Consider the following 14,432-nt stretch of genomic DNA (forward strand, 5'->3'; position numbering starts at 1 on the left):
GGGCCCACCTCTTCCGCGTCCAGCAGGCGGTCGGAAGGGGAGTAAATCAGACCAGACGAATCCTCACAAGTATCTAGCAAGTGAATGCAATTTCTGGTCATACTCACGAAATAAGCGAAGCGTTGGGGCAGGCAATGTCACGAGTACCACTTTCGGTGCCGCAGAGCGGCATCTGGTTCAACGAACGTCTCGGCGGCGCGGGGGCCGTCCACCACATGCCTTTCGCGATCCGGTTCTCCGGGGATCTCGATGTGGACGCGCTGCGCCACGCCTGCGCGGGCGTGGTCACCCTGCACCCCGCCCTGCGAGCGGCGGTCCGCGAGGAGGCCGGCGCTCCCTACCAGGTCGAAGGGCCGCCGGTGCCCTTCGAGATCGTCGAGATCGATCCCGGCCGATCAGCCGGGGCGCGGCGGGAGGCGATCCTGCGGCCCTTCGACCTGGCCGCCGGGCCGCTCACCCGGATCACGCTGTTCCGGCTCGGCCCGGCCGAGCACGAACTGCTGGTCGTCGCCCACCACCTGGTCTTCGACGGCCAGTCGACCGACGTCTTCGTCGCCGACCTGGCCCGCCTCTATGGGCAGGCCGTCCCGGTGAGCGCGCCGGAGCCGTTCGACCTCGCCGCCGAGGCCCGCCGGGTCGCCGAGGGGCTGCCGGCCGCGCGGGCCTACTGGTCGGGGCGGCCGACCGAGTTCCCCGACGTCGTGCTGCCCGGTCTCGACCGGCCCGACGACGCCGTGCAGCCGGGGGAGTCGGTCGAGTTCTTCCTGACCGAGCCGATCCTGGAGAAGGCCGCCGACCGGCTGGGGGTGACCCGGTTCGAGCTGGTCGTGGCCTCGGTGCACGCGCTGCTGTTCCGGTACGGCAACGCCCGGCCCGTCACCGCCCTCGACCTCGGCACCCGGCAGGCCGGGGCGGCCGAGCGCATCGGCGTCCACGTCAACGAACTGCCGTTCGCCTCGGACCCCCGGCCCGGCCAGACGTTCGCCGACCACGCCCGGCAGGTCAGGGCCGGGCTGCGCGAGCTCTACCGGGTGCGCGAGGTGCCCCTCGGCCGGGCCGCCCCCGGCACCCGGCCGGGCATCGCGCTGGCCCCCGTCTCCCTCACCTACCGGCGGCGCATCGCGCCCCCCGAGTTCCCCGGCCTGCGGACCGAGGTGAAGTGGGTCGAGTTCAACCACGTCGCCCGCAACGCCCTGCGGTTCCACCTGGTCGAGGGCCCCGACGGGCTCGGCGTGATGCTCCAGTTCCCGCCCGCGTCGATGCCCCGCCCGGACGCCGAACGCGTCGCCGCCCACCTGCTCGACGTGTTGCGGCACGTCACCGACGAACCGGCGACGCCGCTGAGCGCGCTGCCGGTGGCCGAGGAGCCGGCGGGCCTGTGGTCCACCCGGGCCTACCCGGAGGCGGCCGCCGTCCCCGACCTGGTGGCGGCCCAGGCCACCCGGACCCCGGACGCCGTCGCGGTCGTCGGCGAGCACCGGCTGACCTACCGCGAGCTGGTCGAGCAGGCCGACGCGGTGGCGGGCCGCCTCAGGCGGGCGGGGGTCCGTCCCGGCGACCTCGTGGCCATCTCGGCGGCCCGGTCGGAGCGGCTGGTCGCGGGCGTGCTGGGCATCTGGCGGGCGGGCGCGGCCTACCTGCCGCTCGACCCGGCCTACCCGGCCGAACGGCTCGGCTACGTCCTGGCCGACAGCGGCGCGAGCGCGCTGCTGGCCGACGCGGGCAGCGACCTGTCGGGGCCGGTCAGAGTGGCCCTCGACGGGTCCGCGAGCGGCGAGGAATCCGCACCGGCGTCCGGCCTGCTCGGGGAGCGGGCCTACGTCATCTACACCTCCGGGTCCACCGGCCGCCCCAAGGGGGTCGAGGTCGGGCACGCCGCGCTGACGAACCTGCTGCTGTCCATCCGGGACGAGACACGTTCGGGCCCCTCGGCCACGTGGCTGGCGGTCACGTCGTTGTCGTTCGACATCTCCGGGCTGGAACTGTGGTTGCCGCTGGTCACCGGCGGCCGGGTCGTCGTCGCGACCGAGGCCCAGGCCGCCGACGGCGGCGCGCTGCGGGCGCTCATCTCCGCCCACGGCGTCACCCACGTCCAGGCCACGCCCTCGACCTGGCGGCTGCTGGCCGACGCCGGGTTCGAGGCGCCGGTCACCGCACTGGTCGGCGGCGAGGCGCTGCCGTTGCCGCTGGCGGCCCGGCTGCGGCCGAGGGTGGCTCGGCTGCTCAACGTCTACGGGCCGACCGAGACCACGATCTGGTCGACCGTTTCGGAGGTGCCGCCCGACCCGGCGCGGATCTCGATCGGCGGGCCGCTGGCCGCGACCGGGCTGCTGGTGCTCGACGACGACCTGCGGCCGGTGCCGACCGGGGTGCCGGGGGAGTTGTACATCACCGGCGCCGGGCTCGCCCGCGGCTACCTCGGCAGACCGGCGCTGACGGCCGAACGGTTCCTGCCGTGCCCGTTCGGCTCTCCGGGGGCCCGCATGTACCGGACCGGCGACCGGGTGCGCGTCAGGGACGGCGGGCTGGAGTTCCTCGGCCGGACCGACGACCAGGTCAAGGTGCGCGGGCACCGCATCGAGCTCGGGGAGATCGAGGCGGTGCTGCTCGGGCACGCGCAGGAGGCGGCGGTGGCCGTACACGAGGAGGAGCTCGTCGCCTACACGGTCGGCGCCGTCGGCGACCTGCGTCGGGAGGCGGCGCGGGTGCTGCCCGCCTACATGGTGCCCAGCGTGTTCGTGGCGCTGGACCGGATGCCGCTGACTCCCAACGGCAAACTCGACCGGGCGGCGCTGCCCGCGCCCGACCCGACTCCCGCGGGCGAAGCCGGGACCGCCGCCGACGAGACGGTCGAGGTCGTGCGGGAGATCTGGGAGGAGGTCCTCGGGCTCGACCACATCGGCGACGACGAGAGCCTGTTCGAGCTCGGCGGCCACTCGCTGACCATCGCCAGGATCGCCGCGCGCGTGCACGACCGGCTCGGCGTCGACGTGCCGTTCTACGTGTTCTTCGACGTGCCGACCGTGGCCGGGATCGCCGCCGACGTGGCCGATCGCCGGGCCTTGCTGTGAGTGCGCTGTGACGTCGCTGTCGGCCGGGCAGCGGCGGCTCTGGTTCCTGCAGCGCCTCGACCCGGCCGACGCGTCGTACAACATGCCGGTGGCCCTGCGCATCCGGGGCCGCCTCGACGACGCGGCGCTGGAGGCCGCGCTCACCGCGATCACGCAGCGGCACGACGTGCTGCGCGGCCGGTACGCCGAGGACGACGACGGGAACCCGGTCCGGCTGGTCACCCCGGCCGGGCCCGTCCTGGAGCGCATCGAGACCGCCGACCCCCGGGCGGCCGTGGCCGAACGCGCCAACCGGCCGTTCGACCTGGCCGCCGGCCCGGTCGCCCGGTTCACCCTGATCAGGGCCGCCCCCGACGACCACGTGCTCTGCCTGGTCGTCCACCACATCGCCGCCGACGGCTGGTCGGTCGACGTGCTGCTGCGCGAGCTCGACGTCCTCTACCGGGGCGGCACGCTCCCGCCGCTGCCGATCACCTACGCCGACCACGTGGCACGCGGGGACCGCTCCCACCCCGGCTACTGGGCGGAGGAACTGCGCTGCCTGCCGGTCCTCGACCTGCCCGGCGACCGGCCCCGCGCGACCGGGGAGGGCGGACAGGTCTTCGCCACCCTGCCGCCGGAGCTGGTCGGCGGGCTGGAGGACCTCGCCAGGAAGGAGCGCGGCACCCTGTTCATGGTGCTGCTGGCCGCCTTCCAGGTGTTCCTGGCCCGGCACGCCGCCCAGCACGACGTCTGCGTCGCCGTCCCGACGCTGGGCCGCGACCGGGTCGACACCGAACCCCTGGTCGGCTACTTCACCGGCCTGGCGATGCTCCGCACCGACCTGGGCGACGACCCGCCGTTCACCGAGGCGCTGCGCCGGGCGCGGGGCGCCGTGCTGCGCTCCTTCGACCACGGCCCGGTGCCGGACGGGGTGCCGGACGGCGCGCGGTTCCAGGCGATGTTCCAGTACACCCGAACCACGACCGAACGCCCCCGGCTCGGCGACCTCGACGTCGAGATCTACGACTCGGGCCTCGCCTCGGCCAAGTGCGACCTGGCCCTGGACGTCTACCAGGGCCCCACCGAGACCGGGCTGGTCCTCACCTACGACAGGGGCCGCTTCGACCGGGCCACGGCGGAGCGGTTCGCGGCGCGGTTCCAGGCCCTGCTGACCGACGTCACGCGGCGGCCCGGCGAGAGATGCGGCGACCTCGACCTGTTCTGCGCCCTCGACAGGCGTCCGCCGGACGTCGACCTCGCGCCCGAAGCCGATCGGCCGCCCGAGATCGACCCCGGCTCCCCGGCCGTCGCCTGTGACGGCGTCGAGCTCACCTATCGGGAGCTGGGCGAACGCGTCGCGCGGATGGCGTCGGGGCTGGCCGCGCGCGGGGTGCGGCCCGGTGACGTCGTGGGGGTGAGCCTCAAGCGGACCCTCGACCTGGTCCCGGTCCTCCTCGCCGTGTGGCGGGCCGGGGCCGCTTATCTGCCGGTCGATCCGGCCTTTCCCGCCGCCCGCGTCTCGGCCTTGATCGACGACGCCGGCGCGCGCATTCTGGTGGGCGACGCGGCCTTCGTCCAGGGAATCGCGGCGGTACGGCCGGGGGATTTGAGCGGGCCTTTCCTGACAGAAATCTCCGACAATTCCTTACCCGCATATGTGCTTTACACGTCGGGGTCAACCGGTCTGCCAAAAGGTGTCGTGATCGATCGCCAAAGCGTATCGGAACGCGTTTCCTGGATGCGCAAGGCCTATGACCTGCGGCCCGGCGACCGTGTGGCGCAGTTTTCCGAGCTGGGATTCGACGCCCACGTGGAAGAGATCTTCCCATCCTTGGAAGCGGGGGCTACGGTCGTGATGCTGCCCAATGGCGGGCGCACCCTGCCGGATTTCCTGACCACTTCCGAAGGGGCTCGAGTAACCGTGCTCGATTTGCCGACCTCCTTTTGGCATGCCCTCGTCGAGGAGATCGACGAGATCGCCTGGCCGCCGAGTCTTCGGCTCGTCATCCTCGGCGGCGACCCCGTCGCCGCCTCCGCGGTCAAGCGCTGGCGCAGCCGGTTCGGCGATCGGATCCGCCTGGTCAACACCTACGGCCCCACCGAGGCCACCGTGATCGCCACGGCCGCCGACCTCGGCGACGGGAAACCCTCGATCGGCCGCCCGATCGCGGGCACCACGGTGACCGTCCTCGACTCCTCCGGCAGGGAGGTGCCGCCGGGTGTCCCCGGCGAGCTGGCCATCGGCGGCGCCGGTGTCGCGTGGGGCTACCTGAACCGGCCGCGCCTGACCGCCGAACGCTTCGTCCCCGTCCCGAAGGGGCGCCTCTACCTCACCGGAGACCGCGCCCGCGTCCGGGCCGACGGGAACCTGGAGTTCCTGGGCCGCCTCGACGACCAGGTCAAGATCAGGGGTGTACGCATAGAGCCCGCCGAGGTCGAGGCCGCGCTGACCGCCTTCCCCTCGGTGCGCAGCGCCGCCGTGATCGCGCTCGACGGCTCGCTGGTCGCCTATGTGACGGGCGATCCGGACCGCGACGACCTCCGCGCCCACCTGCGGCGCACCCTGCCCGAGCGTCTGGTGCCGGGCCACATCGTGCCGCTGCCCGAGCTGCCGCTGACCCGGAACGGCAAGCTCGACCGCGCGGCGCTGCCCGCCCCCGACGCGGCCGGAGAGGCGTACGTCGCCCCCCGGACCGACGCCGAGGAGCTGGTCGCACAGATATTCGGCGAAGTGCTCGGGGTGCCCCGCGTGGGGGCCGCCGACGACTTCTTCGCCCTCGGGGGGCATTCGCTGCTCGCCACCCGCGTGGTGGCGCGCATCCGCCGGGCCGTCGACCTGGTCGTCCCGGTGCGCACCCTGTTCGCCAGCCGTACGGTCGCCGAGTTCGCGGCCGCGGTCGACGAGATCCTGGAGGAGGCCGAGCGCTGATGCGCGACGACCTGAACATCCATTTCGCGGTGGTCGGTGCGGGGCTGGCAGGTTCCCTGCTGGCCGTGTACCTGGCCGGGCAGGGCCACCGCGTCGACGTCTACGAACGCCGGGCCGACCCGAGGGTCGCGCCGCCCGACGAGGGCCGTTCCATCAACCTGGGCCTGTCGGCCCGGGGCATCGGCGCCCTGCGCAAGGCCGGGTTGTGGGACGCGGTGCGCACCCACACCGTGCCGATGCGCGGCCGCTACGTGCACCCGAGGGAGGGCCGCCCCTTCTTCCACCCGTACGGGCGCGACCCCGGCGAGATCCTCTACTCGATCCGGCGCGACGCCCTCAGCCGGACCCTGGTCGAGCACGCGGAGAAGCTCGCGGGGGTGCGGTTCTTCTTCGGCACCCCGGTGACCGCGATCGACCGCGACGCCCCGTCGTTCCAGGCGGGCGGCGAGACGATCACCCCCGACGTGATCGTCGGCGCCGATGGAGCGTTCTCGGCGGTCCGTGCCGAACTCCTGCGCGGCCGGCCGGCCGACTTCCGGCAGGAGTTCCTGCCGTGGGGCTACAAGGAGCTGCACCTGCCGTACACCGAACGGCTGGAGGCGCTGCACGTCTGGCCCGGCGACCAGGGCCTGATGGTCGCCCACCCCAACGTCGACGGGTCGCTGACCTGCACGTTGTTCATGGACCACCACGATCTGGTCCGGCCCGACCTGGCGGCGTTCGTGAAGAGCGTGCTCCCCGCCGCCGACCTGCCCGACCTGGCGGGGCAGCTCGCCCGCAACCCGGTCGGCCACCTGGTGACCGTGCGGACCTCGAAGTGGCACGAGGACGGCCGGGCGGTGCTGATCGGCGACGCCTGCCACGCGGTCTACCCCTTCTACGGACAGGGCATGAACTCGGCGTTCGAGGACTGCGTCGTCCTCGCCGAGTGCGTCGAGGCCCGGCCCCACGATCTCGGCGCGGCGTTCGCCGCGTATCAGCGGCGCAGGAAACCGCACACCGACGTGCTGGCCGACCTGTCGGCCGACAACTTCCTCGAACTCCGCGACCGGCTGCGCTCCCCGCTCCACCTGGCCCGCAAGCAGGTGGACACCGTGCTCAGCCGGCTGCTGCCCGACACGTGGCGACCCCTCTACACGATGGTCAGCCACACCACCATGCCGTACGGCGAGGCGCTGCGGCGTGCGCGAACGCAGGACCGGATCGTCCGCGCGGGAGGGATGACGGCGGCCGTGGGGCTGGCGGCCGCGCTCCTCTGGCGCCGCGACAGGAGGCACCCGAAGTGATCACCCACCCCGACGAGCCGACCTTACGCCTCTTCGACGTCAAGGACGTCGAGAGCGGGCGCCCCCTTCACCCGCTGGGCGCCATGTACATCCGCCAGCTCCGCACCGTGACGACGTGGGCCCGCGAGTACCTGTGCCGCCCGCACCCCGAACTGGGCCGCCGCGGCCCGGTCTGCCCCTACGCCCAGGGCTCCATCGACCGCGGGCGGTTCCTGCTCGCCATCCGCCCCGGGCGGCCGGAGACGGTCGAGGAGGTGGTCGCCGCGGTGGAGCCGTACCGGCAGTGGTTCGGCGACCTGGCCCCCCGGTCGATCGCCGACTCGATGCACACGGCCGTGCTCGTGCTGTTCCCCGACGCCGGCCGGCGGCTCGACCTGATCGACGCCGCCCAGGAGATCCTCAAGGACCGGCACGTGCCCTCCGGGGTCATGGTCGGCGAGTTCCACGACGGCCCCCCTGAAAAGGGCGGGCTCTGGAACCCGCTGCTGCGCCCGCTGGAGGCGCCGGTCCCGATGCTGGTCGTGCGGCACATGGTCAGCACCGACCTGCCGTTCCTGACCTCGCGCGAGCAGCACGTGTCGGCCTACCGTGCCATCTTCGGCGACCGCGTCCCGGCCCATCTGCGGGACGTGGTGCCCTCGTGAGCAGACTGTCCGAACGTATGGCGCGGGTCGCGGCCCAGCGGTCCGGCATCCCGCGCCGCCCGCCGGGGGCCGACGCGCCGCTGGCCCCGTCGCAGGAACGGCTCTGGTTCCTCGACCAGGCCGGGTTCGACGGCGACCGCTACCTGTGCTGGGCGGCCCACGAGCTGACCGGCGACCTCGACGTGCCCCGGCTGCGCCGGGCGATCGACGCGCTGGTCGCCCGGCACGAGTCGTTGCGGACCGCGATCGTGGTCCGGGACGGGGTGCCGCACCAGCACGTCGTGCCGTCGGCGGAGGTGCCCTTCTTCACCGAGGGCACCATCGAGGAGTTCCTCGCGTACGGCTTCGACCTCGCCCGCGCCCCGCTGATGCGGACCCTGCTGATCCCGCACGGCGACGGGCACGTGCTGGCGATGTGCTGGCACCACATCGTGTGCGACGGGGAGACCACCGGCATCCTGTTCGACGAGCTGTACGCCCTCTACCGGGGGGAGCACCTGCCGCCCGTACAGGTGCAGTACCCCGACTACGCGGCCTGGCTGGCGACCCGCGACACCGGCGCGGCCGACCGGGCGTTCTGGGCGCAGCGGCTCGACGGCGTCAGCGGGCTGCTCGACCTGCCCCTCGACCGGCCGCGCCCGGCCCGGCCGACCTTCGACGGCGAGCGCCGGTCGGTCGTCTACCCCGACGGGTTCGCCGGGGAGCTGCGGGCGTGGGCGCAGGTCAACCGGACGACCGTGTTCATGGTCGTGCTGGCCGCGCTGAACGTCGTGCTGGCCCGGATGGCCGACACCGACGACGTCGTGATCGGCACCCCGGTCAGCGACCGCGAACTGCCCGAGCTGGAGCGCACGGCCGGGATGTTCGTCAACACCGTGGCGCTGCGCACCCGCCTCACCGGGAACCCGACGCTGCGGGAGGTGGTCCGGCTCGCCCGCGAGACGACCATGACCGCGCTCGACCACCGCACGCTGCCGTTCGACTCGGTCGTCGAGCTGACCGGCGGGCGGCGCGACCTCAGCCACAACCCGATCTTCCAGGTCATGCTGGTGACCGGGGAGCCCGGCGGGGCGATCGAGGTCGCGCCGGGGCTGACCGGCCGGGCCTACGCGCTGTCCGCGCCGCCGGCCCGGTTCGACCTGACGCTCGTGGTCGAGGGCGACGGCGTGCACATCGACTACGCGACCGACCTGTTCGACCCCGCCTCCATCGACGCGATCGGCCACCACATGGTGGCCGTGCTGCGCGCGACGGTGGACGACGCCGACCGGGGCATCTGGGACGTCCCCCTCCAGACCCGCCCGCCCGGCGGCGTCTCCGGCGAGGCGCCGCCCTGGGAGATCAGGCCCTCCGACGAGCCCGCGGTGATCACCGACACCGAGACGGTGACCTATCGTGAGCTGCTGCGACGGGCGGCCGCCCTGGATCTGGCCGGGCTGACCCCGGGCAGTGTCGTCGGGGTGCGGCTCCCGACCGGCCCCGACGCCGTCGCCGCCATCGTGGGCATCCTCCAGGCGGGCTGCGCCTACCTGCCCCTGGACCCCGGCCACCCCTCCGAACGGGTGGAAGGACTGCTGGGGGCGGCCAACGCCGTGGGCGTCGTGGACCACGAGGGTTTCCACCCACGCGCCCACGCCCCGGTGGAACCGAGCTCGCTGGCCTACGTCATCTTCACCTCGGGCTCGACCGGCACGCCCAAGGGCGTCGCCGTCGGCCACGACTCGCTGCGGAGGTTCACCAGGGCCTTCGTGGACGTCCACGGGTTCACGGCCGCCGACCGGGTGCTGATGATCCCGCCGCTGACCTTCGACGCGTCCGTCGGCGACCTGTTCCCGGTGCTCTCCACCGGCGGCGCGCTGGTCCTGCACGACGAACCGGCCCGCCTCGACGCCGACGCGCTGCTCGCCTTCGTCGAACGCCACGGGATCACCGCCGTCGACACGGCGGCCTCGCTCTGGCGTCGCTGGGCCGACGAGCTGGCCGGACGGAAGATCGACTGGCCGGTGAGGCTGATGATGGTCGGCGGCGAGTCGGTGCCGGGCTCCGCGCTGGAGACCTGGCTGGCCGCGACCGGCACCCCGCTGGTCAACCACTACGGCCCGACCGAGGCGACGGTGTGCGCGACCACGCACACCGCGACCGAGCCCTCGGGCCTGCTGCACCTGCCCATCGGGACCGAGCTGCCGCACGTGCGCGCCTACGTCGTCGACAGCCACGGCGGGCTCGCCCCCGACAACGTCTACGGCGAGCTCTGCCTCGCGGGCGACTGCCTGGCCTGGGGCTACCTCGGGCAACCGGGGATGACGGCCGACCGGTTCGTGCCCGACCCGTTTTCCGGCACGCCGGGGGCGCGCATGTACCGGACCGGCGACCTGGTCCGGCGGCGCCTCGACGGGAGCTTCGAGTTCGCCGGGCGCAAGGACCGCCAGCTCAAGGTGCGCGGCCACCGCATCGAACCGGGCGAGGTCGAGGCGGCGCTGACCGCCCATCCCGGCGTGCGCGACGCCCACGTGACGTCGGCGGGCGACCGCCTGGTCGCGTTCGTCGCGGGAGAGTCCGACCTGCGCTCCTACCTGCGCGAACGGCTGCCCGACCACCTCGTGCCCGACGTGTTCGTGGCGCTGGAGACGGTGCCGCGCACCAGCCACGGCAAGGTCGACACGGCCGCCCTGCCCGAGGTCACGGTCACCGCCCCCTACGAGGCCCCGCGCACCCCCGCCGAACAGGCGGTCGCGGACGTCTGGTCGGTCGTCGTCGCGGGCGACCGGCGGGTCGGGCGGCGGGACAACTTCTTCGAACTCGGCGGCCACTCCCTGCTCGCGGCAAGGGTGCTGGCGACGCTGAAGGACCGGCTCGGCGTCGCCCTCCCGCTGCGCGCCCTGTTCGAGACCGCCGACCTCGCCGAGCTCGCCGCCACGATCGAGGGCACCCACGCCACCTCGGACGAGCCCGACCTGCTCGCGGAGGCGGTGCTGCCCGACGACATCCGGGTGACCGTCCCGAGGAACCGGTCGGGCGTGACGGTCCTGCTCACCGGCGCGACCGGCTTCCTGGGCGCGCACCTCGCCGCCCGGCTGGCCCCCGTCTCGGAACTGCTCTGTCTCGTCCGGGCCGGCGACCCCGCCGCCGCCGAAGCGCGGGTCCGGGCGGCGCTCGCCGCGCAGGGGCTGCCCGAGGCCCGGGTCGTCGGCGTTCCCGGCGATCTCGGCTCGCCCCGGCTGGGCCTGTCGGAGGAGGAGTTCGCCGCCCTCGCCGAACGGGTCGACGTGATCTGCCACAACGGCGGGCTGATCAACTTCGCGGAGCCGTACCACCGGCTGAAGGACGTCAACGTCGGCGGCACCCTGGAGGTGCTGCGGCTGTCGGCGCTGGGCGGGGGCGTCCCCGTCCACCACGTCTCGACGCTCGGGGTCCACCTCGGCAAGGCCTACCAGAGCCGCCGGATCACCGAGGCCGACGTCCCCGAGGATCCGACCGGCCTGGGCGGCGGCTACAACCAGACCAAATGGGTCGCCGACCGGCTCGCCGCGCAGGCGCGGGAGCGCGGCATCCCGGTCTCGATCCACCGCCCGGCCAGGATCGGCGGCGACAGCCGGACCGGATGGGGCAACGACGGCGACTACTTCAGCCGTCTGCTGGCCACGATGACGCGCCTCGGCATGGCCCCCGACATGCCCTTCGACGAGGACGTCTCCCCGGTCGACCACGTCGCCGACGCCATCGTCCACCACGTGCTGCACGGCGCGGGGGAGGACCACCACTACTTCAACGAGGCGACGATCAGCTACGCGGAGATCGCCGAGGCCCTCGGGGTGCGGCTGGTGGCGTGGCCGGAGTGGCGGGCGGCCGTCCACGACGGGCTGCCCGACCTGCCGCTCGCGGCGTTCGTCACCGAACTGCCCGAGGAACGGCCGGTCTTCCCCCGGCCGTGGTTCGACTGCTCGCGCACCCGCAGGGTGCTGACCGCCGCCGGGATCACCTGCCCGCCCGCCGACCGGGCGCTCATCCGGCGTTACGTGGAGGCGATGTGCCTGACCTCGTGAGATTCGGCATCGTCTGGTTGTCGTCGCTGGTCTCCGGCGTCGGATCGAGCCTGACGGGCTTCGTGCTCGGCGTCTGGGTCTACCAGAACACCGAGTCGACCACCCTGTTCGCGCTGGTCATGGTGTCGGGGCTGCTGCCCGCCATCCTGGTCGGCCCGTTCGCCGGGGTGATCGTCGACCGGTTCGACCGCCGCCGCGTCCTGATCATCAGCGACTGCGTCGTGGCGCTGAGCACCGGCGCGCAGGCGCTGCTGCTCTACAACGACGCGCTGCAGGTGTGGCACATCTGCCTCGGCTCGTTCGTGGGCGCGGTCTGCGGCACGCTGCACATGACGACCTACCAGGCGATGACCCCGCTGCTCATCCCCGAACGCCACCTCGCCCGCGCCAACGGCCTCATGCAGATCACCATGGCCACCCAGATCGCCGCGCCGCTGGCGGCCGGGGCGCTGCTGGCCGCGATCGGGATGACCGGCGTGCTGGTCCTCGACCTGGTGACCTTCGCCATCGCGGTGACGACGCTGCTGGTCGTGAAGCTGCCGGCGTCGGTGGTGAGGGCGCCCGGCGCGGGGTCGGCGAAGGCGCCGCTGAGCGACCTGTCGTACGGCTGGCACTACCTGCGGCGGCGCGGCGACCTGATGCGGCTGACGCTGACGTTCACCGCGTACAACTTCTGCTTCGCCGTGGCCGGGGTGCTGGTGCAGCCGCTGATCCTGTCGTTCGGCTCCCCGGCCGTGCTGGGCGCGCTCATGTTCGCCGGCGGGTCGGGGGTGTTCCTGGGCGGCATCGTGATGGGCCTGTGGGGCGGCCCGAAGAAGCGGGTCCGCGGCATGGGCGTGTTCATGCTGCTCGGCAGCGTGTTCCTGGTGCTGCACACCCTCCAGCCCAACCCGTGGCTCGTCGCCGGGGCGGCGGCCGCCTTCCTGTTCACGCTCCCGGTCGTCCAGGGCTCCGGCAACGCCGTGCTCCAGAGCCGGATCGAACCCGACAGCCTCGGCCGCGTGCTCGGCACCGTGCACACGATCGGCGGCATCGGCAGCCCGTTCGCCTACCTGCTGGCCGGGCCGCTGGCCGAGTTCGTCGCCGGTCCGCTGCTGCGGGACGGCGGCGCGCTGGCCGGGAACGTCGGCCGGCTGATCGGCACGGGGGAGGGGCGCGGCATCGCCCTCGTCATCCTCGTGGACGCGCTCATCCTGGCCGTCGTCGCCGTCACCGTGCTGCTGCGCAAGGAGCCCGCGCCCCGCGAGAAGGAGGAGGTGTCCGATGCCGTTGAACCCGCCACCGCATGAGACCCCGCCGATGCCGTTGCTCGACATCGTCGGCGCGATGTCGACCCACGCGGCGTCGGCGGCCGTGCGGCTCGGCGTCTTCGACGCGCTGCCCGGCACGGCCCCCGACCTGGCCAAGATGCTCGGCGCCGACGAGGAGGGCCTGACCCTCCTGCTCGACCTGCTCGTGACGACCGGCTACCTGACCCGGGACGACGACGTCTTCGCGGCCTCGCCCGGCTGGGTCTCCGCCGGATACGGCACCCCGCTGGTCCTGTGGTCGGCGATCCTCGGCGAGTTCTGGAAGGACCTCTTCGACGGCGTCTCCACCGGGCGGCCGCGGGCCGACTTCTACCGCTGGCTCTCCGGCCGGCCGGACGAACTGGCCGTCTTCCACCAGCTCCAGTCGGGCCTGGCGGGCTGGCTCGCCGAAGAGGTCGTCGGCCTGGTCCCGATGACCCCCGGCCGGCTCGCCGACGTCGGCGGCGGCCACGGCGTCTTCGCCAAGGCCTTCGTGGACGCCACCCCCGGCCTGGACGCGGTCGTCGTCGACCTGCCCGGCACGCCCAGCGCGCTCACCCTGGTGGAGGCCGACCTGTCGGAGCCGCTGACGCTGGAGGGCTACGACCACGTGCTGCTGTTCAACGTCGTCCACGGCTTCTCCCGCGAACGCGCCAGGGGGCTGGTGCGGGAGGCGGTGGCGTCGGGAGCCGACGTCCACATCCTGGAGACCACGACGACCCCGCGCGGCGGCGTGGCCGACCAGGCCTTCACCGAGGGCTTCGCCCTCAACCTGTGGCTCACCCAGGGCGGCCGCCTCTACACCGCCGACGAGCTGGAGGCCTGGCTCCGCGAAGCGGGAGCCGCCGACGTCACCCGAACCGACCTGACCCGTTCCCCCACGCACACCCTCATCACCGCAAGGAGCACGTCGTGACCCACCTGGTCGTCCGCAACGACGAGGAGCAGTACTCCCTCTGGCCCGCAGGGCGGGAGATCCCCGACGGCTGGCACCCGGACGGTTTCGAAGGCACCCGGGAGGAGTGCCTGGCCCACATCGAGGAGGTCTGGACGGACATGCGCCCCAAGAGCGCCCGCCCGGCCTGACGAACCCGCGTCCGGGCGAGCCTAGCGCCGGCCCGCCCGGACGCGTTCCTCCTAGTGAGCCGAGTGGTCGTGGCAGTGGCCGGGACCACAGGCGGCCTCGGC

At 73.5% G+C, this 14,432-nt stretch carries 8 protein-coding genes; all 8 read left to right on the forward strand.

All coding sequences use genetic code 11. From position 1 onward, the window contains the following. The first annotated feature begins 134 nt into the window (after positions 1–134). The 8 genes from QSK34_RS28425 to QSK34_RS28460 are packed head-to-tail and all read left to right on the forward strand — an operon-like array spanning position 135 to position 14,330. A complete protein-coding gene (locus tag QSK34_RS28425) occupies positions 135–3,071 on the forward strand; it encodes a non-ribosomal peptide synthetase (RefSeq protein ID WP_285588392.1) in 2,937 nt (978 codons plus the stop codon). Positions 3,072–3,078: 7 nt separating this feature from the next. Next, entirely contained in the window at positions 3,079–5,982 is a 2,904-nt protein-coding gene (locus tag QSK34_RS28430; protein ID WP_285588395.1) for a non-ribosomal peptide synthetase, read from the forward strand. Further along, positions 5,982–7,268 (forward strand): FAD-dependent oxidoreductase, encoded by a 1,287-nt coding sequence (locus tag QSK34_RS28435; RefSeq protein WP_285588397.1) that lies wholly within the window; start codon positions 5,982–5,984, stop codon positions 7,266–7,268. Before QSK34_RS28430 ends, QSK34_RS28435 begins: the two co-directional genes overlap by 1 nt. After that, on the forward strand, positions 7,265–7,912 hold the full coding sequence (locus QSK34_RS28440) for a DUF6875 domain-containing protein (protein ID WP_285588399.1): 648 nt from the start codon (positions 7,265–7,267) through the stop codon (positions 7,910–7,912). The genes QSK34_RS28435 and QSK34_RS28440 overlap by 4 nt, the downstream gene beginning before the upstream one ends. Continuing rightward, positions 7,909–11,955 (forward strand): non-ribosomal peptide synthetase, encoded by a 4,047-nt coding sequence (locus tag QSK34_RS28445; RefSeq protein WP_285588401.1) that lies wholly within the window; start codon positions 7,909–7,911, stop codon positions 11,953–11,955. Before QSK34_RS28440 ends, QSK34_RS28445 begins: the two co-directional genes overlap by 4 nt. Continuing rightward, positions 11,940–13,244: an MFS transporter gene (locus QSK34_RS28450; protein ID WP_285588403.1), complete on the forward strand. Its 1,305-nt coding sequence runs from the start codon at positions 11,940–11,942 to the stop codon at positions 13,242–13,244. The genes QSK34_RS28445 and QSK34_RS28450 overlap by 16 nt, the downstream gene beginning before the upstream one ends. A 10-nt stretch (positions 13,245–13,254) precedes the next feature. Next, positions 13,255–14,160 carry a methyltransferase family protein gene (locus QSK34_RS28455; protein WP_285588405.1) on the forward strand — a complete coding sequence of 302 codons (906 nt, stop codon included), beginning with the start codon at positions 13,255–13,257 and terminating at the stop codon, positions 14,158–14,160. Beyond that, positions 14,157–14,330, forward strand: a complete 174-nt coding sequence (locus QSK34_RS28460) for an MbtH family protein (RefSeq protein WP_062341273.1) — start codon at positions 14,157–14,159, stop codon at positions 14,328–14,330. Before QSK34_RS28455 ends, QSK34_RS28460 begins: the two co-directional genes overlap by 4 nt. Positions 14,331–14,432: the final 102 nt, after the last annotated feature.

The sequence above is a fragment of the Herbidospora sp. NBRC 101105 genome (assembly GCF_030269205.1).
GTDB classification, from domain to species: Bacteria; Actinomycetota; Actinomycetes; order Streptosporangiales; family Streptosporangiaceae; genus Herbidospora; species Herbidospora solisilvae.